The following is a 20,054-nucleotide window of genomic DNA, read 5'->3' as shown; positions in this document are numbered from 1 at the left end:
TCTTCAGTTAGGTAAGGCATCCCTTACTTCTGTTTCCGAGGAGTCCCCACTGTGCTCGCGACCTTCCTCATCGGCCTGCGCGAGGGCCTTGAAGCCGCACTCGTGGTCGGCATCCTCGTCGCTTATCTGTCGCGGCTCGGACGCGGCGACGTCCTGCCGCGGCTGTGGGCCGGAGTCGGCATGGCCGTCGCGCTCGCCCTCGGCATCGGCGCCGTGCTCACGTTCGGGGCGTACGAGCTGACCTTCGTCGCGCAGGAGCTGATCGGCGGAATTCTCTCCCTGCTGGCGGTCGCGATGGTGACCTGGATGATCTTCTGGATGCAACGGGCCGGACGCGCGATGAAGAACACGCTCGAGGGAGGCATCGACCGGGCGCTCGCGACGGGCGGGATGTGGGCGATCGTGCTCATCGGATTCGTCTCCGTCGCGCGGGAGGGCATCGAGACGACGCTGCTGCTGTGGTCGATGGTGCAGTCGTTCGGCAGCGCACCGCAGGCGCTGCTCGGTGCTGTCCTCGGTCTCGCGTGCGCCGCCGTCGCAGGGGTCCTGATCGCCCGTGGAGCCGTGCGCCTGGACCTTCGTCGATTCTTTGCATGGACCGGGGCCTTCCTCGTCGTCGTCGCAGCCGGCGTCCTCGCCTACGCCGTCATGGACCTGCAGGAGGCCGGCGTCCTGCCGGGTCCGTTCACCGCCGGCGCGCCGATCGATCAGGCCACCGGCGCGGTCGCCGTCGGGTTCACCGGATTCCCGTTCGGCTGGGCCTTCGACGTCAGCGCCGTGATCGCGCCAGGCGGTGCGCCGGCCGCCGTGCTGCAGGCGGTCTTCGGATTCATGCCGGCGATGACCTGGCTGCAGGTCATCGCCTGGACGCTGTACGCCGGCGTCGCCGGCTCGTTCTACCTGCGCGGCCTGGCGCGGCGCACGCCCTCTGGCGCGGATGCTGCGGTTTCGGCATCCGCACCGCCCATCACCCAAGGAGCATCATGACCACTTCCCTTCGACTGCTCGGCATTCTGGCGGCGACCGGAACCGCCGCTCTCGTACTCTCGGGCTGCGTCGCAAAGAGCGACGCAGAGGATGCCTCGGCCCTGACCGTCTCATCGACCGATAGCTCGTGCGAGGTCTCGGGCGCGTCCACCGCGAGCGGCACCGTGACCTTCGAGGTCGTCAACGACACCGACCAGGTCACCGAGTTCTACCTGCTGGCGGAGGACGGCCTGCGCATTGTCGGCGAGGTGGAGAACATCGCACCGGCTGCGTCCCGCACACTGACCGTCGTGGCGCAGCCCGGCGAGTACTACACCCTGTGCAAGCCGGGCATGATCGGCGAGGGCGTCGGCAGATCCGCCTTCACCGTGACCGGTGAGACCGTTGCGATCGAGGGGGAGGACGCCGAACAGAAGCAGCAGGCCGTCGACCTCTATGCGGCGTTCGTGAAGGATCAGGTCGGACGACTGCTTCCCTCGGTCGAAGAGTTCGTCGCCGCGTACGAGTCCGGCGACGACGAGACCGCTCGGGAGCTGTTCCCGCAGACGCGTGCGTACTACGAGCGCATCGAGCCGGTCGCCGAATCGCTGGGCGATCTGGATCCGCGCATCGACTACCGAGAGGTGGATGCTGTGGCGGAGGGCCTGGACTGGACCGGATTCCACCGCATCGAGAAGGACCTCTGGATTCCCGCCGAGGACGCGCTGAACGCCGACGCGGTGACGCCCGCCTGGCAGGACTGGGCGCCGTCGACGGTCGCCGAACGCGCCGACTACGGTGACATGCTGCTCGCCGACGTTCAGGAGCTCTACGACTACGTGCACTCCTCGGACTTCGTCGATGCGCTCGACGCGCAGGGGATCGCCGGCATCTCCAATGGCGCCATCGCCCTGCTGGACGAGGTCGCCACCGGCAAGATCACCGGTGAGGAGGACTGGTGGTCCGGCACGGACCTGTGGGACTTCGCCGCGAACGTCGAAGGATCGAAGATGGCGTTCTCGCTCGTGCGCGACCTCGCCATCGCGCAGGGCGAGGACGGGGCGGCCGTGGTCGAGCAGATCGATGCCGGTTATGCGGACCTGGATTCCGTGCTGGCCGAGCAGGGATCCCTCTCCGAGGGGTTCGTCTCCTACGAGGAGCTGACCGATGACGACAAGCGAGAGCTCACCGACCTGATCAACGCGCTGGCCGAGCCGCTGTCGCAGCTCACCGGCACCGTGCTTTCCTGACATGAGCGAGCAGTCGCCGTCCGAACAGGCGGTCCAGGGTGTCAGCCGTCGCGGCCTGTTCGGGATCGCGCTCGGCGCCGGGGCTGCCGGCCTCGTGGCCGGTGTCGGTGCGAGTGCCGCGGTCGGGGCGTCGCTCGCGAACGCCGCGGCCGAGCCCGCTTCGCCGCACGCGTTCTTCGGTGCGCATCAGGCCGGGATCGCGACGCCGGTGCAGGAGCACCTGCACTTCGCGGCCTTCGACATGATGCCGCGCGCAGAACGAGCCGACCTCATCTCACTGATGAAAGACTGGTCGTATGCTGCGGCGCGCCTGACCCAGGGGCTCGAGGTGAGCGCGACCGGCGCAGTGGGAGGTGACCCCGAGGCGCCGCCGGATGACACCGGCGAGGCGCTCGGGTTGCCGTCGGCGGCGCTGACGATCACCTTCGGCTTCGGCCCGACGCTGTTCGGCGGCGAGGACGGCGACCGGTTCGGCATCGCGACTCGTCGCCCGGCGGCGCTCGAAAGGCTGCCGGCGTTCCTCGGCGACGACCTGGACCCGGCCGAGAGCGACGGCGATCTCTGCATCCAGGTGTGCGCGGATGACCCGCAGGTCGCGGTGCACGCCATCCGCAACCTGTCCCGGATCGCGTTCGGCCGCGCGCGCCTGCGCTGGTCGCAACTGGGTTACGGCAAGACGTCGCGCACGAGCACGGATCAGGCCACACCGCGCAACCTCTTCGGTTTCAAGGATGGAACGGCCAACGTCCTCGGCACCGATTCGGATGCGCTGAACACGCACGTCTGGGCGTCCGAGTCCGACGGCCCGGCATGGTTCGCGGGCGGCTCGTACCTCGTCGCGCGCAAGGTGGCGATGCTCATCGAGACGTGGGATCGCGTTCGGCTGGCCGAGCAGCACCGCATCATCGGGCGCGACAAGGCCGTCGGCGCTCCGCTGTCCGGAGGCGACGAGTTCACGCGACCCGACTTCTCCGGAACCGCTATCGATGCGGACAGTCATGTTCGTCTGGCGCACCCAGACGCGAACGACGGCATCCGGCTCCTCAGGCGCGGCTTCAACTACGTCGGCGGGAACAACGAGCTCGGCCGGCTCGATGCGGGGCTGTTCTTCCTCTCGTACCAGCGCGATCCGTCGCAGTTCATCACGGTGCAGCGTCGGCTGTCGACGGATCTGATGAACGAGTACATCCGGCATGTCGGATCAGGCGTCTGGGCGATCCCGCCGGGAGCAGGAGCCGGATCGTTCGTCGGTGCGGGGCTGTTCGCCTGACGCGTGACTGCGATGCTACGTGCGCGGCCGCCGAGACCCGGTCGGGTCGCTGCGCCGAGCGGGGTCTGGTACGAGCGAACGTTCGCGGAACAGCCACGCCGGTCGCGGTTCGACCAGCGGTCGGAACAGCCATCTCACCGGCTTGGTGGCCAGGATCACGGCGATGCCGACGGAGAGCAGGATGACGCTGGGCAGCCACAGCCAGGTCGGCTCCGCGTCGCGCAGGATGCCGGACTCGCGGAACGGATACAGCACGAACGAGTGCAGCAGATAGACGTACATCGTGTACTGGCCGAACTGGGTCCACCAGGTGGTGCGACGGGGGATGAGGACGAAGAACGCCGCGCTCAGCAGCAGCCCGACGGCGATCAGCGCGAGACGCACGCCGCCCGACCACCAGGCGTCGCTGCCGAGATCGGCGTAGGAATCGTCGTAGAAGAACCATTTGTCCAGGTCTACGCTCGACCAGATCTCCACCCAGTTCCATGCCACGAACCCGTCGATCACGAAGATCACGACCGCGACGACGCGCAACCACCATGGTCGGAAATCGATCAGCCGGAAGCGGTCGACGATGTCGTGCTCACGCAGCCACCAGCCGAGCACGAAGAACGGAAGGAAACCGAGGGTCCGCGACAGCGAGAACGTGCTGTCGACATTCGGCAGGTAGCCGGCGCCGATCGAGATCAGCAGCGCCCACAGCAGGGGCCACCGCAGCAGGGCGAGGTAGGGGAGCACGAGCCGGAAGATGCCGAGCGCGAGCAGGAACCAGAGCGTCCAGGACGGTTCAGTGAGATTGGGAGAAACCTGACCTTCGACGAGCCACTTGGTGAGTGTCCACAGCATCTCGAAGATGACGTACGGCACCAGGATGTCGGTGATGATGCGGGCCATCTGTCGCTTGGTCGGCGGTGCGGACTTCGAGAAGTATCCGGCGATGATCGCGAATGCGGGCATGTGGAAGGCGTAGAACGAAAGGTACAACGCCATGGCGATGTCGGAGTCGTAGGTGAGACGCTGGATGGCATGTCCCAGCACCACCAGCACGATGCAGGCGTATCGGGCGTTGTCCCAGAACGGAACTCGGCGACGGGGCCGCGGAGTCGATCCGGTGATGGGGCCGGTCGGAGGCTGCGCGGCACTGCTCATGCTCCGAGGCTACCCGGCGTCCGGCTGAACATCCGGGGAATAAAGTTGTGCGCGTCGCGTTGACACAGATACATTCAAGTGAATATAAACGGATGCCACAGCATCCGTTCTGGAGAAACACGGAGCATCACATGAGCGAGCAGACCGTCACAGCGGGGATGCAGTTCGGCATCTTCAGCGTCAGCGACATCACGCAGAACCCGGTCACGGGCGAGACGCCCAGCGAGGCGCAGAAGATCAAGGACGCGATCACCATCGCGAAGCACGTCGAGGATGTGGGACTCGACGTCTACGCGATCGGCGAGCACCACAACCCGCCGTTCTGGTCCTCCTCGCCGTCGACCACGCTCGCCGCGATCGCCGGGCAGACCGACCGGGTCATCCTCTCGACGTCGACCACGCTGATCACGACGAACGACCCGGTGAAAATCGCCGAGGACTTCGCGATGCTCCAGCACGTGTCGGACGGACGCACCGACATCATGATCGGGCGCGGCAACACCGGTCCGGTGTATCCGTGGTTCGGCAAGGACATCCGCCAGGGCCTCCCGCTGGCGATCGAGAGCTACAACCTGCTGCACCGCCTGTGGCGCGAGGACGTCGTGGATTGGGAGGGCAAGTTCCGCACCCCGCTGCAGGGATTCACCTCGACACCCCGTCCGCTGGACGGCGTCGCGCCCTTCGTCTGGCACGGTTCGATCCGCACCCCCGAGATCGCCGAACAGGCCGCCTACTACGGCGACGGATTCTTCGCGAACAACATCTTCTGGCCGAAAGAGCACTACCAGCGGCTCATCGAGCTGTACCGACAGCGGTGGGCGCACTACGGTCACGGCGCGCCGGAGACGGCGATCGTCGGACTCGGCGGCCAGGTCTTCATGCGGGCGAATTCGCAGGACGCCGTGAACGAGTTCCGTCCGTACTTCGACAACGCCCCCGTCTACGGACACGGCCCCAGCATGGAGGACTTCACCGAGATGACGCCGCTGACGGTCGGCTCGCCGCAGCAGGTCATCGACCGGTACGCCGCCATGCGCGAGACCTTCGGCGACTACCAGCGCCAGCTGTTCCTCATCGATCACGCCGGTCTTCCGCTGAAGACGGTGCTCGAACAGCTCGACATCCTCGGCGGCGAGGTCGTGCCGGTGCTGCGCCGGGAGCTGGCGAAGAACCGCCCCGCCGCCGTTCCGGATGCTCCGACGCACGCATCGCTGGTCGCGGCGGCCTACGGCGACGGGCCCGTGCGCGAAGCGCGCCCCGGCGCGAACCGCGGTGACAACCTCACCGCCGGGTCCCCGTACCAGGACACTCCGCAGCCCGCTGGTGCATCATTCGGCCTCGGCCGGAAGGAGGCGTGACATGACAACGCGTCGCATCGCCGTCGTCTCGGCCGGTCTCTCGAACCCGTCATCCACCCGCATGCTCGCCGATCGGATGGCGGCTGAGACGACTCGCCTGCTTCGTGAGCGCGAGATCGAGGTCAGCGTCGACGTGATCGAGCTGCGAGACCTCGCGCACGACATCACGAACAATCTGCTGACCGGGTTCGCTCCACCGGCGCTGGAGACGGCGATCAACACGGTCGTCTCGGCCGATGCCCTGATCGCCGTCACACCGATCTTCTCGACGAGCTACTCGGGGCTCTTCAAGTCGTTCATCGACGTGCTGGATCCTGACTCGCTCACCGGAAAGCCTGTTCTGATCGGGGCGAACGCGGGCACAGCCAGGCACTCGCTCGCGATCGACTACGCCATCCGGCCCGTGTTCGCGTACCTGCATGCCGAGCCGGTCTCCACGGGCGTCTTCGCTGCGTCCAGCGACTGGGGAGGCGGGGGCGACGACGTCGCCCCGCTCGCCAAGCGGGTGGAGAAGGGGGCGAGGGAGCTCGCCGACGCGATCGCCCGTAAGGATGCCGTGGCCAACGGCGACCCGTTCGACCCTGCCACCTATCTGGGCGAGGGCCGCTCGTTCGGGCACCTGCTCGGCGGTCTCGCCGGGGAGTGAAGCGCCGGCGGCTCGCCGCCGGACAGAACGAAGGCCGCCCCAGAGGGGCGGCCTTCTCTATGCGGTCAACCGCTCTTGCGTCGGAACTCGCGATGCGTCTGGGCCGAGTGCGTGCCGTGGATGGCGGAGTCGCCGTCCAGGTGTGCCTCTCCCTGACGATTCTGCGCGTTCTTCTTCTCGAGCGCTTCCTTGAACTTGCGCTTCATCTCGTCCGAAGAGGAGACGGCGTCGTCTGGCGTGCTCATGCCGCCAGCCTAGTCGGAGGTCGGGCCGGAGGGGGAGGGGCTCTTCCGGCGCGCGCGTCGACGCAGCACCAGATCGATCAGCGCGCCGATCGCGACGGCGCAGATCACGGAGACGATGATCGCCACCACAGGGCCACCGGGGAGAATCGCGGCGATGAGCGCGCCGATCGCAGCCTGGTACGCCGCCCACCCCGTCGCGGCGAGCGCGACGAGCGCGCCGTACCGGGGCAGCGGGATGCGCGTCGCCCCGGCGACCAGGTTGATCGCCAAGCGGGCGAAGGGGATGAAGCGAGCGGTGAACAGCACGACGGCCGTGCCCGACTCCAAGCGCCCTCGCGCCCACTGCTGGGCGCGCTGCGCTCGCTCGGTCTGCATCCACCGCCATCGATCGGTGCCGGCCCAGCGCCCGATCGTGTAACAGAGCAGATCGCCGGCCATGGCGGCCAGCGCGGCGCAGACGATGACGGCCCACAGCGCCGGCGCGCCGGTCGAAATCGCGAGTGCACCGAGCGCCGTCACCGCGATCTCACCGGGGACGACGACGAAGAAGGCGTCCCCCAGCACCAGCAACGACATCACTGCCAGCGCCCAGGGGCCTGCGACGAGTTCGGCGACGCCATCCGTGATCACGCTGACACTGTGCCGTTCCGAGGTGAACGGGAACCGAATCGGGGATAGCGGGTGACCGGCAGTCGTGCAACGGGTGAACTCTCCGCGACAACCGGTGCTCCCAGCGGTTCGCGGCGAGCGGGCGCGGCATCCTGACACCGTGAGAGTCGCGATCGTGACCGAATCCTTCCTGCCGCACATGAACGGTGTGACGGGATCTGTCATGCAGATCCTTCGTCACCTCGAGCGCGAGGGGCATGTCGCCCACGTGCTCGCTCCGGATGCCGTCGGCATCCCCGATTCCCTGCACGGCGCGCGCGTGGAGCCTGTTCCAAGCCTCGCTCTGCCTGGATATCGCAATGTCCGCGTCGGAGCCGCGACCGCGCATCGTGTGGCGGCTTCCCTGGAGCGCTTCCGCCCCGACGTCGTCCACCTCGCCTCGCCCTTCGCGCTCGGTTGGCGGGGAGTGCTCGCCGCCGGGCGACTGGACGTCCCGGCGGTCGCCGCATATCAGACCGATGTTGCCGCGTACACCGAGCGCTACCGGCTGGCTGCGACCACGTCCTTCGCGCAGAATCACATCGTCCGACTGCATCGCAGGGCGACCCTCACGCTCGCGCCCTCGACGGAGTCGGAGCGACAGCTCGAGGGGCTGGGCGTCGATCGGCTCCGGCGGTGGGGCAGGGGTGTGGATGCCGAACGCTTCCACCCCGGCCGCCGAGACGGAGGCTGGCGGCGCGCGTCCGCTGACGACGTCCTGATCGGCTACGTCGGACGTCTGGCGGCGGAGAAGCAGGTCGAAGATCTGCGCGTCCTGCAGGACATACCGGGTGTGCGCCTCGTGATCGTCGGGGAAGGACCGGCACGGGCGCGCTTGCAGGCGGCATTGCCCGGTGCGGTGTTCCTCGGCCATCTGGACGGCGACGAACTCGCCATCGCCATGGCGTCGTTCGACGTGTTCGTGCACCCGGGGGAGAGCGAGACGTTCGGGCAGACGCTGCAGGAGGCGCACGCCAGTGGCGTGCCGATCGTGGCGACCGGCAGCGGCGGTCCGCTCGATCTCGTCCGGATGGGGATCGATGGCTGGCTGTACCGACCCGGCGATCTCGTCGACCTGCGCATGCGCGTGGCCGATCTCGCCGGCGACGCGCGCAAACGACGGGCGTTCGGCGAGGCGGGCAGGGCGGCAGTGGCCGGCCGCAGCTGGTCGGCGCTCTGCTCGCAGCTGCTCGGTCACTTCGACGAGGCGACGACCCTGCATCGTGTGGATCGGTCGCTGCGCTCGCCGCGGACGCGTCGGCCGGAGCCGGCACAGGCGTATCCTTGGCGCCGCTGGAGTCGTTTCGTGGCGCTCGGGGATTCGCTGACCGAGGGGCTCTGCGACCCGGCGCCCGACGGAGCGCTGCGCGGGTGGGCGGACCGGCTCGCACTGCTGCTGGCGGCTCGAGGCGGGTTGCATTACGCAAACCTCGCCGTGCGTTCACGGCGCGTCGACGACGTCTGCGGCGAGCAGCTGCAGCGGGCACGGGAGCTGAGGCCGGATCTGGTCTCGATCCTGGTCGGCGCGAACGATCTGGTCCGCACCGGTGCTGACGTCGTCGCACTGGCGGCCAGGCTCGAGGGAGCGGTTCGCACGCTTCGCGCGGATGGCGCCGACGTGCTGCTGGTGACGCCGTTCCTCCCTGACCGGCGCGCGGCCGGGCTCTTCGCGCGACGATTCGCCGCTTTCTCGGGCGCGCTCGCCGGAATCGCCGAGCGTACAGGTGCCATGCTCCTGGACACCGATCTGCACCCGTCGCTCGCCGACCGGTCGAACTGGGGTGAGGACCTGGTCCATCTGGGCAGTCGAGGGCATCGGTTCCTCGCCTACCGGGCCGGCGAGGTCCTCGACGTTCCGCACGCGGAGGCGCTCGGAGCTCTGGATGCCGTGCTCCACGACGCGGAGCCGTCGACCAGAGCGGCGTGGTGGCGCGAGCACGCGCTTCCGTGGGCCTGGCGTCGGATGCGCGGTCGCGTGGCCGGCGACGGGCGCGTCGCCAAGCACGACGACTACGTGTACATCGGCCGCTCGACCAGCCTGCGTGAGGCGCGGGTGCGCTGAACGGCGCGCGAGGCGGGTTCGGATTCCCGGCGTGATCGCGGGATTCCCGGTACTCGCTGGTACGCTGGCAGGGAGTGGAATCGGCGAGAAGCTGGTCCCCTGTGGTGGATTCCTCGGCACGACGGGTCGGGTGATCTTCTACTGGTGGCCAGCGCAGGTGAGATTCGCGGGAATGCCCGCGCGCCCGGACTCTCCGTCTCCGCTCCGATGCACGCTCGCGGATCACACGGACCCGCGAGAGGAAATAAAGAAGGAGAGACCTCTTGGAAGGTCCTGAAATCACCGCCACGGAAGCCGTTCTCGACAACGGCCGCTTCGGCACCCGCACCATCCGCTTCGAGACCGGCCGCCTCGCGCAGCAGGCTCAGGGCGCAGTCGCCGCGTACCTCGACGGCGAGACCATGCTCCTCTCGGCCACCAGCGCAGGCAAGCACCCGCGCGAGGGCTTCGACTTCTTCCCGCTGACGGTCGACGTCGAGGAGCGCTCCTACGCCGCCGGCAAGATCCCCGGTTCGTTCTTCCGTCGTGAGGGCCGCCCCTCCACCGAGGCGATCCTGGTCTGCCGTCTCATCGACCGTCCGCTGCGTCCGTCGTTCGTCGACGGCCTGCGCAACGAGGTCCAGATCGTCATCACCGTTCTGTCGATCGCACCCGGCGAGTTCTACGACGCGCTCGCGATCAACGCGGCATCCGCATCCACGCAGATCTCCGGTCTGCCGTTCTCGGGTCCTGTCGCCGGCGTGCGTCTGGCGTTCATCCCGGGTGGCGGACAGCACGAGGACCAGTGGGTCGCGTTCCCGACCGCCGAGCAGGTCTCGGAGGCCGTGTTCGACCTGATCGTCGCCGGTCGTGTCGTCACGAAGGCCGATGGCACCGAAGACGTCGCGATCATGATGGTCGAGGCCGAGGCCACCGAGAACAGCTGGAACCTGATCAAGGCCGGTGCCACCAAGCCCAACGAGGAGATCGTCGCTCAGGGTCTCGAGGCATCCAAGCCGTTCATCGCGCAGCTGGTCAAGGCTCAGGCGGAACTGGCGGCGTCGTCGTCGAAGGAGCCGGGCGTCTACCCCGTCTTCCTGCCGTACAGCCAGGAGACCTACGACTTCGTCGCGCAGCGCGCATACGACGACCTCGTCGGCGTCTTCCAGATCGCTGACAAGAAGGAGCGCCAGAGCGCGGACGACGCGGTCAAGGAGCGCGTCCACGCCGACCTGCTCGCGGCCGTCGAGGCCGGCGAGCTGCAGGCCGTCGCGACGCTCGAGTTCTCCGCCGCGTACAAGTCGGTCACCAAGAAGATCGTCCGCGGGCGCATCCTCACCGACAGCATCCGCATCGACGGTCGCGGCCTCGCCGACATCCGTCCGCTGGATGCCGAGGTCCAGGTCATCCCTCGCGTGCACGGTTCGGCGATCTTCCAGCGCGGCGAGACCCAGATCATGGGCGTCACTACGCTGAACATGCTCAAGATGGAGCAGCAGATCGACTCGCTGTCGCCTGTGACGAGCAAGCGCTACATGCACCACTACAACTTCCCGCCCTACTCCACCGGTGAGACCGGTCGCGTCGGGTCGCCGAAGCGTCGCGAGATCGGGCACGGCTTCCTCGCCGAGCGCGCGCTCGTACCGGTACTGCCCAGCCGCGAGGAGTTCCCCTACGCGATCCGTCAGGTCTCCGAGGCGCTGAGCTCCAACGGCTCGACGTCGATGGGTTCGGTCTGCGCATCGACTCTGTCGCTGCTGAACGCGGGTGTGCCGCTGCGCGCTCCCGTCGCCGGCATCGCCATGGGCCTGGTGTCCGACGAGGTCGACGGTCAGACCCGTTACGCGGCGTTGACCGACATCCTCGGCGCCGAGGACGCCCTCGGTGACATGGACTTCAAGGTCGCCGGTACCAGCGAGTTCGTCACGGCCATCCAGCTGGACACGAAGCTCGACGGCATCCCGTCCGAGGTCCTGGCCGGCGCGCTGACGCAGGCGAAGGACGCCCGTCTGACGATCCTGAACGTGCTCAACGCGGCGATCGATACGCCGGACGAGATGGCACCGACCGCGCCGCGCGTGATCAGCGTCCAGATCCCGGTCGACAAGATCGGCGAGCTGATCGGCCCGAAGGGCAAGACGATCAACGCGATCCAGGATGAGACCGGCGCGCAGATCTCCATCGAGGAGGACGGCACCGTCTACATCGGCGCGACCGATGGCCCGTCGGCCGAGGCCGCTCGTGCGCAGGTGAACGCGATCGCCAACCCGACCAACCCGGAGATCGGCGAGCAGTTCCTCGGCACCGTTGTGAAGATCGCCACCTTCGGCGCCTTCATCTCGCTGCTGCCGGGCAAGGACGGCCTGCTGCACGTCACCGAGGTGCGCAAGCTCGCCGGTGGCAAGCGCGTCGAGAACGTCGACGACGTGCTCTCGGTCGGCCAGAAGATCCTCGTGAAGATCACGAAGATCGACGACCGCGGCAAGCTGTCGCTCGAGCCCGTCCTGGATGACGCTCCGGCCGCCGAAGAGGCGCCTGAGGCCGAGGCCACCGAGGCCTGATCCTCTGATCCATCGAAGGCCCGGATCCGCTCCGCACAGGAGAGGATCCGGGTCTTCGTCGTGTCCGGCGTGATGAAAACGTTATGGCGAATTCCCCGGACGTTCGCCTGATCGGCGGGGGAGCGCGCGATCGTCCTCTACTCTCGAAGAAAAGCACCGGGGGGTGCATACAGCGCATGACAGTGCAGGTCGACTCGCGGGGGTGAGAGCATGCGGATATTCGGCGTCGGTACCGCCGGGACACCCGAGGTGGCCGCGAGCGCCCACCCGCAGCATCCTTCCGCGCCGATCCCGGTCGTCGGCCCAGGCGTCGGCGAGACCCTGCGCGTGCCGCTCGGCGAGACGGGATTCGAGACCTTCCCGCTCATGCTGGGCGCTGCCGAGTTCGGCTGGAACGTCGACCTCGAGACCAGCCACGAGATCCTCGATCGCTACGTCGAGTTCGGCGGCAACGCCGTCCACACCGCCGACGGATTCTCCGGCGGACGCAGCGAGCACATCATCGGCCAATGGCTGCGCTCGCGTGGGCGCAGGGACGGGATCGTCCTCAGCGCGCGGATCGGTTCGCACGCCGACAACCCCGGCCTCGGTTCCGTCAACCTCGTCAGGGCCGTCGAGGGTTCGCTCACCCGGCTCGGTGTGGATCGCATCGACGTGCTCTACCTGGACGCGACATTCGATGCGACCACGAACATCGAGGACACACTGGCGACCGTGGAGTGGCTGCGCGAGGCGGGCAAGATCGGCGCCGTCGGCGCGTTCGGCTTCAGCCCGGAGCGGCTCGTCGAAGCCCGCATCCTCGCGTCGGCGGGCTACCCCCGGATCGAGGTGCTCGATGCCCCGTACAACCTCGTGCGCCGCCAGCCGTTCGAAGGCGACATGCGCCTGGTCGCCGGCGCGCAGACGCTGGCGGTGACACCGTCGCACGCGCTGGAGCACGGTTTCCTGTCCGGCCGGCACCGCAACAAGGCGCGTGCGTCGCAGGGCGTGCGCGGACAGCAGCTGCGCGAACACCTGAACCGTCGCGGAAACCGCATCCTCCGGGCGCTCGACCAGGTGGCCGATGAGCTGCAGGTGCCGGTCGCCGCTGTCTCGATCGCCTGGCTGCTCGCGCAGCGGACGGTCATCGCGCCCATTGTGAACACGTTCGCGACCCAGCACGTCGACGAGCTCATGCAGGGCGCCGGGGTCACGCTGTCGCGTCAGCAGATCGCCGATCTCACCCGCGCGGGCGACTGAGAAGCCGCGACGCTCGGTTAGGCTGGAAGACGCCAGCCGATGATGGCGGGTGACGAAGCGAGTGGGTTGTGACGCACTACATATATCTGGTCAGACATGGTGAGCATCAGGACGCCGAGCACGGCGTCGACGACGGACCGCTCTCTCCTCGGGGGCAGCGACAGGCGGAGCTGATCGCCGATCGGCTGTCCGGACTCCCGCTCGACGCGGTGTGGCATTCGCCACTGCTGCGGGCGACCGAGACGGCGCGTGCGATCTCTGCGCGGCTGCCTGCGGTCGATCCCGAACCGTCAGCGCTGCTCTTCGACTGCGTGCCCACGGGGCTCACAGAGGAGACGCCGACGGCGTTCGAGTCGTTCTTCGGGTCGGTCACGGATGCCGAGATCGAGGCCGGTGGCGCGCAGATGGCCGACGCGGTGAACGAGTTCCTCGTGCGCAAACAGGGGGACGTCCACGAGGTCCTCATCACGCACAACTTCGTCATCTCGTGGTTCGTTCGCGAGGTGCTCGGCGCTCCGGAGTGGCGATGGATGACCCTGAACCAGGCGCATTGCGGCCTGACGGTCATCGCGCAGAAGCAAGGGCGCCCGTGGACGCTGCTGACGCACAACGACCTCGGCCACCTTCCGGTGGAGCTGCGCACCGGGTTGCCGGACGCCGTCCCGGTCTGAGCCGCGCTCAGACCAGCGGCTTGCGGTACCAGCGCGTGGCGTTCGGGTTGTCGTTGTACGGCTCGATCTCCTCGAACCCGCTGCGGGCATAGAGCGCGCCGGCGGCCTCGAGCGTGTGATGAGTGTCGAGCACGAGTTCGCCGGCGCCCCACTGCCTTGCCCGACGTTCGAGCTCCTCCAGGATCGCGCGCCCCCACCCCTGGCCGCGGGTCTCGGGCCGCAGGAACAGATGCTTGATCTCGTAGCGGATGCCGGCCTCCGAATCGTCCAGTCGTCGAATGCCTCCGCACCCCACTGCCCCTCCGACGGGACCGGCGAGCAGAAAGACGCCCGCGGGTGGTGCGAACGCGCTCGGTGCCGGAAACGTCGGCGTGTAGCCTCCGCCGGGGAACTCTGCGGCACGCAGGGCGAAGTACTCGACGAGGATCGCGTGCGATTCGGGATCGGCGGGGGAGGCGTCGCGGAACTCGAGCATGGGACAACGCTACCCGGGCATCGGGGCACGGCCGCGCCGTGCCGCGTGGCCGGACCACGGCGAAATAGACTGGGGGCATGAGCACGCAGGTAGCACTCGTCGGCGGAACCGGGAAACTCGGTTCGATCATCCGAGCGGTGATCGACGACCTCGACGATTTCGAAGTCGCGCGCGTGCTCACCTCGACGAGCGACTGGTCCGAACTGGACGGCATGGACCTCGTCGTCGACGCCTCCACGCCGCAGGTGAGCGTCGAGGTCGTCCGTGCCGCTGTCGAGCGGGGGATCAACGTCCTGGTCGGCACATCCGGTTGGTCGAACGAGCGCATCGCGCTGGTGCGTCCTCTGGTCGAGGCCGCAGAGACCGGGGTGGTGTTCATCCCGAACTTCTCGCTCGGCTCGGTTCTCGGCTCCGCTCTGGCGTCCGCCGCCGCCCCGTTCTTCGACTCAGCGGAGATCGTGGAGGCGCACCGAGACACGAAGATCGATTCTCCCAGCGGCACCGCGGTGCGCACCGCGGAACTGATCGCGGCCTCTCGCGCCGAGCAGGGCCCCGTGAGCGCCCCGCACGTCGATCAGCGCGCCCGCGGCCAGCAGGTCGCAGGGGTGCCGGTCCACTCGCTGCGTCGGCCAGGGGTGATCGCCCGGCAGGACGTCATCCTCTCCGGCCCAGGTGAGTCGCTGACGTTCACCCACGACACCGTCGAGCCCGCACTCGCGTACGCGCCCGGCATCCGCCTGGCCGTGCCGTTCGCGCTCGGCGCGCGCGGCGTGGTCGTCGGGCTGGAGAACATGGTCGACATCGGCATCCGAGCCCGGTCGTGACAGCTCGCATCGGCATCGTCCTGATGGGCGTCTGCCTGATCCTGTACTTCATCGTCGCCGGACAGCAGGCGTTCCTGTTCATCGGGACGGGCGAACCGATCGCTGTGCTCATGGGCATCGCGGCGATCGTCCTGCCGTTGATCGGGGTCTGGGCGCTCGTGCGCGAGATCCAGTTCGGAGTGTCGGCCGACCGACTCGGCCGACGACTGGATGCCGAGGGCGGCATGCCGGAGGCCGAGACCGAGCTGACCCCGAGCGGGAAGATCGCGAAAGAGGATGCTGACGGCATCGTGTCGCGTTACCGCGCCGCGGCCGAAGCCGCTCCCACGGACTGGCGGGAGCAGTATCGCCTCGGTGTCGTGCAGGATGCGGCGGGGCGTCGCAAGGACGCCCGCGCCAGCATCCGTGAGGCGATCAGAGTGGAGAAGCAGGCCCGCTGAGGGGCTCGCTCTCCGGCAGACGACTCAGGCGAGCGTGGCCTCGAGTGTGATCTCGATCCCGGACAGCGCCTGGGACACGGGGCAGCCGGTCTTCGCGCCGTCGGCGATCTGCTGGAACGCCTCCGGCGTCAGGCCCGGTACGGAAGCGTTCACGTTCAGGTGGCTGCCGGTGATGCCGGTGCCGGGCTTGAAAGTCACGGAGGCCGTGGTGTTGACGCGCTCGGGCGGGGTGCCGTTCTCGGCCAGTGCGTGCGAGAGCGCCATGCTGAAGCACGAGGCGTGCGCCGCGGCGATGAGCTCTTCGGGAGTCGTGGTCGTCTCGGAGCCCTCGCTGCGGGCCTTCCAGTCGATCGGGAAGGTCCCGAGGTGCGAGGTGGCGAACGAGACGGTGCCGGATCCCTCGGTGAGGGAACCGGTCCAGGTGGTGGTGGCTTCGCTGGTGACGGGCATGATGTTCCTCCGGAGGTAGGCGGGCTGTGGGCCCAGCCTAGCGATCGGCCGAGGTCGAGGGAACCGCTCGATCAGCCCGTCGGGGACACCCGTCCGACGATCCCCGCGCGCTGCAGCAGGAGGTACAGCTGGCACCCGAGGCAGAAGCCGAATGCCGCGTTCAGGAATGCTGCGACGAACGCGGCGGCTGCCGCGATCGGCAGCGCCCACGGAACGCCGAACAGGTGCAGCACGATGCCGATGCCGACCACGAAGAGGCCGACGCCCTGCGCGAACCGCGGGGGCCGTGGGTCCTCCAGCTCCGTCGGCGGGGCGAGACGCGGGCGGACGAAGCGACGGAACACCACGCCCCAGGGGGCTGTACGCGGCCACGCGACGGCCCAGAGGAACAGCACGGCGATGACGACCAGGAGCAGGAATCCCGGGTCCAGGACTCGTTGGTGGATCGGGGAGACGACGATGACCCAGTCGGCTCCGGGCACGAACGACGCCCCGGACAGAGGCTGATGGGCGAACCAGCCGAAGCTCGAGGGGCCTCTCGCGGTCGAGATCCCGATGAGCGAGAGGATGAAGGCGACGAGCAGCAGCCCGGCCGTGATGCCCGCGGCGAATCGTGGGCCTCGCGGGTCGATTCCGGCGGGGGAAGCGGCGGTGCTGCGGGACATGTCTGCTCCGGTCTGCGCGCCTCAGACGGCGGCGAGGGTTTCGGTGAGGGCGTGCGCGTGCGGCACGCCGTTGAACCGGGCGCGGACAGCGCCCGTGCGGTCGAGGATGAAGGTCGTCGGCGTCTGGAGGATCCGGTAGCGGCTGGACAGATCGGGGCGATGCGTGAGGTCGACCTCGACGTGGGCGATGCCGTCGTCCCGAGAGGCGATATCGCTCAGCATCCGTCGCACCTGCGGACAGCGTGCGCACATCTCGGTGCTGAACTGGACGAGAGTCGCCCTGGACCCCAGAGCCCCGGACACATCGACCGGATCGAACCGCAGGTGCCCTCCGCCGCGGCGGCGACCGTCGGCGATGCGCAGGGCGACGCCGAGGATCACGCCGAGCACGATCAGCGCACCGGCGACGGCCAGGGCGAGTACGGGCGACATGGATCGAGGGTACGACCGATCGGCGGCGCTCGGGGCGGTTGTTGCGAAGCATGACCGACGCGTCCACGTCGGTGGTCTGCGGGTATCGTGTGGAGCATGAGCGAAGCCGTCCCGACGCCGTACGAAGACCTGCTCCGTGAAGTGCTCGCCGAGGGCACGCACAAGGATGACCGCACCGGCACCGGCACGCTCAGCGTGTTCGGACGCCAGCTGCGTTTCGACCTGTCGAAGGGGTTCCCCCTGATCACCACGAAACGCGTGCATTTCAAGTCGATCGCTTACGAACTGCTGTGGTTCCTCCGCGGTGATTCCAACGTGGGCTGGCTGCAGGACAACGGAGTCACCATCTGGGACGAGTGGGCGGATGCGTCGGGTGATCTCGGTCCGGTGTACGGCGTGCAGTGGCGGTCGTGGCCCACGCCGGACGGCGGGCACATCGACCAGCTCTCCGAGGTCATCGAGCAGATCCGGCAGTCGCCGGACTCCCGCCGCCTGATCGTGTCGGCGTGGAATCCCGCGGACATCCCCGACATGGCGCTGGCCCCGTGTCACGCGCTGTTCCAGTTCTACGTGGCCGACGGCAAGCTCTCGTGCCAGTTGTATCAGCGCAGCGCCGATCTGTTCCTCGGTGTTCCCTTCAACATCGCCTCTTACGCGCTGCTCACGCAGATGATCGCTCACCAGGTGGGCCTCGAGCCCGGTGACTTCGTCTGGACGGGCGGCGACTGCCACATCTACGACAATCACATCGAACAGGTCAGGGAGCAGCTCACGCGTGAGCCGTATCCGTATCCCACACTGCGCTTCGCGCGAAAGCCCGAGTCGGTGTTCGACTATTCCTACGACGACTTCGTCATCGAGGACTACCAGCACCACCCGCCGATCCGCGCGGCGGTGGCGGTATGACCTGGGTCGGCCTGATCTGGGCCGAGGCGCGCGGGGGAGTGATCGGTGCCGAGGGCGGCATGCCCTGGCATGTGCCCGAGGACATGGCGCACTTCAAGGACGTCACGCTCGGGGCCCCGGTCGTCATGGGGCGCAAGACGTGGGATTCGCTTCCGGAGCGGTTCCGCCCGCTGACCGGGCGCGAGAACGTGGTCATCACGCGGCAGCAGGACTGGGCGGCCGATGGAGCACGCCGCGCCGCGACCATCTCCGAGGCCGTGCGCGGTCGTGACGAAGTCTGGGTGATCGGCGGCGCCGAGATCTACGCGCAGGTCATCGACGATGCCGATCGCCTCGAAGTCACCGAGATCGACCTCGACGTCACCGGCGACGCCTACGCTCCGGACAAGACGGGCTGGCGTCTGGTGTCCGAGGGCGACTGGCAGACGTCTCGCACGGGCATCCGCTACCGCTTCCTGCGATACGAGCGCTGATGCCCGTCGCTCTGATCACCGGGGCCAGTGCCGGCCTCGGCGCGGAATTCGCCAGGCAGCTCGCGCAGAGAGGCGCGGATCTTGTGCTGGTGGCGCGGTCGGCCGGGGCGCTCGACGCGCTGGCCGAGGAGTTGCGCGTACACCACGGCGTGGCTGTCGATGTGCTCGCGGCCGACCTCCTGGATGACGCCGATCTGGATCGTGTCGTCTCGCGCATCGCCGATGCTGAGCATCCCATCGATCTGCTGATCAACAACGCGGGGTTCGGCCTTCCGCTGCACTTCGCCGACAACGACATCGACGACGAGGTGCGGCATCTGCGTCTTCACGTCGAGGTCGCGATGCGCCTCATGCACGTGGCGCTCGCGGTCATGCGCGGCCGCGGCGGCCGCATCGTCAATGTGGCGTCGGTCGCCGGCTTCATCTCGCGCTCGACGTACTCGGCGTGCAAGTCCTGGCTGATCGGTTTCAGCCGCTGGGCCAATGCCGAGTACGCCCGAGACGGTGTCTCCGTCACGGCGCTGTGCCCCGGCTTCACCCACACGAGCTTCCACGCGCGGATGGGTCTGCCGCCTGGTGAGGAGGGGATCCCGTCGGTGATGTGGCTCGACGCGGCCGATGTCGTCCGCGAAGGCCTGCGGGACGCCGCGCGTGGGCGCGCGGTGTCGATCCCGTCGCTGCGCTACAAGGCGATCGTCGCGCTGACCGGCGTGCTTCCCGCGTCCTTCACCTCTCGCGTGGCGCGGCGCGGTCGCGTCTGAGCGCTTTTCCGGCTCAGCGGAAGCGACCGAGCCGGATGCCGGCGTAGGCGATCGCCGCGACGGTCTCGCCGTCCGTGATCCGTCCGTCGGCGATCATGCGCAGCACCTCGTCGAACGGCACCCACGACACCTCGTCGATGCCTTCCTCCGACCGTTCATCGTCCCCGTCGGTGAGGGTGAGCCCTCGTGCGAGGTACACGTGCTCGGGCGCGACGGTCACGCCGTTCAACGCGTTCATGGTGCCGAGCGCCGTCCACTCCGTCGCCTGCAGGCCCGTCTCCTCCTTGAGCTCGCGCTGCGCTGCGATCAGGGGATCCTGTCCATCGCTTCCGCCGGCGGGGACCTCGATCGACCGGCCGGTCGTGTAGCGGTCCAGTCCCACCAGGCAGACACGGTCCTGCGCGTCGACGGCCACGATGAACACCGCAGGGTGGCGCATCGTGACGACACCGTAGATGCCGGATCCGCCGGGGCCGATCACGGCATCCTCGCGGACCGAGATCCACGGATTCTCATACACGGTGCGGGATCCCTCGGTCTGCCAGGCCATGCGGGCGAGTGTATCTCCGCACGTGACCCAGCGC

At 68.4% G+C, this 20,054-nt stretch carries 22 protein-coding genes; 14 read left to right on the top strand and 8 right to left on the bottom strand.

Features of this window, described 5'->3' with window-relative positions; genetic code table 11:
* The first annotated feature begins 51 nt into the window (after nucleotides 1-51).
* Genes efeU through efeB form a run of 3 tightly spaced genes read left to right on the top strand, consistent with a single transcriptional unit; the run spans nucleotide 52 to nucleotide 3,486 of the window.
* Nucleotides 52-987, top strand: coding sequence for an iron uptake transporter permease EfeU (gene efeU, locus AC3ANJ_RS11230; RefSeq protein ID WP_488316377.1), 936 nt, complete (start codon nucleotides 52-54; stop codon nucleotides 985-987).
* Complete coding sequence (efeO, locus tag AC3ANJ_RS11225) at nucleotides 984-2,216, top strand: iron uptake system protein EfeO (RefSeq protein ID WP_488316376.1); 1,233 nt, start codon at nucleotides 984-986, stop codon at nucleotides 2,214-2,216. Before efeU ends, efeO begins: the two co-directional genes overlap by 4 nt.
* Nucleotide 2,217: 1 nt before the next feature.
* Nucleotides 2,218-3,486 carry an iron uptake transporter deferrochelatase/peroxidase subunit gene (gene efeB, locus AC3ANJ_RS11220; protein WP_488316375.1) on the top strand — a complete coding sequence of 423 codons (1,269 nt, stop codon included), beginning with the start codon at nucleotides 2,218-2,220 and terminating at the stop codon, nucleotides 3,484-3,486.
* Nucleotides 3,487-3,501: 15 nt separating this feature from the next.
* Here the strand turns inward: efeB and AC3ANJ_RS11215 are convergent, their stop codons facing one another.
* The gene (locus AC3ANJ_RS11215) at nucleotides 3,502-4,635 is read right to left on the bottom strand and encodes an acyltransferase family protein (RefSeq protein ID WP_488316374.1); all 1,134 of its coding nucleotides are present in this window, start codon (nucleotides 4,633-4,635) and stop codon (nucleotides 3,502-3,504) included.
* 131 nt (nucleotides 4,636-4,766) lie between these two features.
* On the opposite strand from AC3ANJ_RS11215, the gene AC3ANJ_RS11210 reads away from it, so the two are divergent.
* Both AC3ANJ_RS11210 and AC3ANJ_RS11205 read left to right on the top strand, forming a co-directional pair.
* Nucleotides 4,767-5,993 carry an LLM class flavin-dependent oxidoreductase gene (locus AC3ANJ_RS11210; protein ID WP_406249846.1) on the top strand — a complete coding sequence of 409 codons (1,227 nt, stop codon included), beginning with the start codon at nucleotides 4,767-4,769 and terminating at the stop codon, nucleotides 5,991-5,993.
* A gap of 1 nt (nucleotide 5,994) precedes the next feature.
* Entirely contained in the window at nucleotides 5,995-6,639 is a 645-nt protein-coding gene (locus tag AC3ANJ_RS11205; RefSeq protein WP_488316373.1) for an FMN reductase, read from the top strand.
* Between the two features lie 65 nt (nucleotides 6,640-6,704).
* On the opposite strand, the gene AC3ANJ_RS11200 is transcribed toward AC3ANJ_RS11205, so the two are convergent.
* A complete protein-coding gene (locus tag AC3ANJ_RS11200) occupies nucleotides 6,705-6,884 on the bottom strand; it encodes a DUF5302 domain-containing protein (RefSeq protein WP_406249849.1) in 180 nt (59 codons plus the stop codon).
* Nucleotides 6,885-6,893: 9 nt separating this feature from the next.
* Nucleotides 6,894-7,514, bottom strand: coding sequence for a DedA family protein (locus tag AC3ANJ_RS11195; protein WP_488316372.1), 621 nt, complete (start codon nucleotides 7,512-7,514; stop codon nucleotides 6,894-6,896).
* Between the two features lie 154 nt (nucleotides 7,515-7,668).
* Here AC3ANJ_RS11195 and AC3ANJ_RS11190 point away from each other — a divergent pair, with 154 nt between their 5' ends.
* The 4 genes from AC3ANJ_RS11190 (at nucleotide 7,669) to AC3ANJ_RS11175 (ending at nucleotide 14,044) form a co-directional block, all read left to right on the top strand.
* Nucleotides 7,669-9,594, top strand: a complete 1,926-nt coding sequence (locus AC3ANJ_RS11190) for a GDSL-type esterase/lipase family protein (RefSeq protein ID WP_488316371.1) — start codon at nucleotides 7,669-7,671, stop codon at nucleotides 9,592-9,594.
* Nucleotides 9,595-9,857: 263 nt separating this feature from the next.
* On the top strand, nucleotides 9,858-12,134 hold the full coding sequence (locus tag AC3ANJ_RS11185) for a polyribonucleotide nucleotidyltransferase (protein WP_488316370.1): 2,277 nt from the start codon (nucleotides 9,858-9,860) through the stop codon (nucleotides 12,132-12,134).
* A 210-nt stretch (nucleotides 12,135-12,344) separates the two neighbouring features.
* Nucleotides 12,345-13,373, top strand: a complete 1,029-nt coding sequence (locus tag AC3ANJ_RS11180; protein WP_488316369.1) for an aldo/keto reductase — start codon at nucleotides 12,345-12,347, stop codon at nucleotides 13,371-13,373.
* Between the two features lie 68 nt (nucleotides 13,374-13,441).
* A complete protein-coding gene (locus tag AC3ANJ_RS11175) occupies nucleotides 13,442-14,044 on the top strand; it encodes a histidine phosphatase family protein (RefSeq protein WP_406249857.1) in 603 nt (200 codons plus the stop codon).
* Between the two features lie 7 nt (nucleotides 14,045-14,051).
* On the opposite strand, the gene AC3ANJ_RS11170 is transcribed toward AC3ANJ_RS11175, so the two are convergent.
* Nucleotides 14,052-14,519, bottom strand: a complete 468-nt coding sequence (locus AC3ANJ_RS11170; protein ID WP_488316368.1) for a GNAT family N-acetyltransferase — start codon at nucleotides 14,517-14,519, stop codon at nucleotides 14,052-14,054.
* A gap of 77 nt (nucleotides 14,520-14,596) precedes the next feature.
* On the opposite strand from AC3ANJ_RS11170, the gene dapB reads away from it, so the two are divergent.
* A complete protein-coding gene (dapB, locus tag AC3ANJ_RS11165) occupies nucleotides 14,597-15,343 on the top strand; it encodes a 4-hydroxy-tetrahydrodipicolinate reductase (protein WP_488316367.1) in 747 nt (248 codons plus the stop codon).
* The gene (locus AC3ANJ_RS11160) at nucleotides 15,340-15,783 is read left to right on the top strand and encodes a hypothetical protein (RefSeq protein ID WP_488316366.1); all 444 of its coding nucleotides are present in this window, start codon (nucleotides 15,340-15,342) and stop codon (nucleotides 15,781-15,783) included. Before dapB ends, AC3ANJ_RS11160 begins: the two co-directional genes overlap by 4 nt.
* Nucleotides 15,784-15,807: 24 nt before the next feature.
* Here AC3ANJ_RS11160 and AC3ANJ_RS11155 read toward each other — a convergent pair whose 3' ends face one another.
* The 3 genes from AC3ANJ_RS11155 to AC3ANJ_RS11145 all read right to left on the bottom strand — a co-directional run bounded on the left by AC3ANJ_RS11155 (nucleotide 15,808) and on the right by AC3ANJ_RS11145 (nucleotide 17,330).
* Nucleotides 15,808-16,233 carry an OsmC family peroxiredoxin gene (locus AC3ANJ_RS11155; RefSeq protein WP_406249864.1) on the bottom strand — a complete coding sequence of 142 codons (426 nt, stop codon included), beginning with the start codon at nucleotides 16,231-16,233 and terminating at the stop codon, nucleotides 15,808-15,810.
* A 71-nt stretch (nucleotides 16,234-16,304) separates the two neighbouring features.
* The gene (locus AC3ANJ_RS11150; RefSeq protein WP_488316365.1) at nucleotides 16,305-16,898 is read right to left on the bottom strand and encodes a DUF4395 domain-containing protein; all 594 of its coding nucleotides are present in this window, start codon (nucleotides 16,896-16,898) and stop codon (nucleotides 16,305-16,307) included.
* Between the two features lie 21 nt (nucleotides 16,899-16,919).
* Nucleotides 16,920-17,330, bottom strand: coding sequence for a thioredoxin family protein (locus AC3ANJ_RS11145; RefSeq protein WP_488316364.1), 411 nt, complete (start codon nucleotides 17,328-17,330; stop codon nucleotides 16,920-16,922).
* A 96-nt stretch (nucleotides 17,331-17,426) separates the two neighbouring features.
* Here AC3ANJ_RS11145 and AC3ANJ_RS11140 point away from each other — a divergent pair, with 96 nt between their 5' ends.
* From AC3ANJ_RS11140 to AC3ANJ_RS11130, 3 genes are read left to right on the top strand one after another with little or no spacing between them, the layout of a single operon-like run.
* On the top strand, nucleotides 17,427-18,236 hold the full coding sequence (locus AC3ANJ_RS11140; protein ID WP_488316363.1) for a thymidylate synthase: 810 nt from the start codon (nucleotides 17,427-17,429) through the stop codon (nucleotides 18,234-18,236).
* On the top strand, nucleotides 18,233-18,709 hold the full coding sequence (locus AC3ANJ_RS11135; RefSeq protein WP_488316362.1) for a dihydrofolate reductase: 477 nt from the start codon (nucleotides 18,233-18,235) through the stop codon (nucleotides 18,707-18,709). The genes AC3ANJ_RS11140 and AC3ANJ_RS11135 overlap by 4 nt, the downstream gene beginning before the upstream one ends.
* Nucleotides 18,709-19,470: an SDR family NAD(P)-dependent oxidoreductase gene (locus AC3ANJ_RS11130; protein ID WP_488316361.1), complete on the top strand. Its 762-nt coding sequence runs from the start codon at nucleotides 18,709-18,711 to the stop codon at nucleotides 19,468-19,470. The genes AC3ANJ_RS11135 and AC3ANJ_RS11130 overlap by 1 nt, the downstream gene beginning before the upstream one ends.
* 13 nt (nucleotides 19,471-19,483) lie before the next feature.
* Here AC3ANJ_RS11130 and AC3ANJ_RS11125 read toward each other — a convergent pair whose 3' ends face one another.
* Complete coding sequence (locus AC3ANJ_RS11125) at nucleotides 19,484-20,020, bottom strand: NUDIX domain-containing protein (protein WP_488316360.1); 537 nt, start codon at nucleotides 20,018-20,020, stop codon at nucleotides 19,484-19,486.
* Between the last annotated feature and the right edge of the window lie 34 nt (nucleotides 20,021-20,054).

The organism is Microbacterium sp. STRO-1N, from assembly GCF_057748015.1.
Note: the sequence above shows the minus strand (reverse complement) of the source record. Positions and strands in the feature narration are given on the sequence as shown.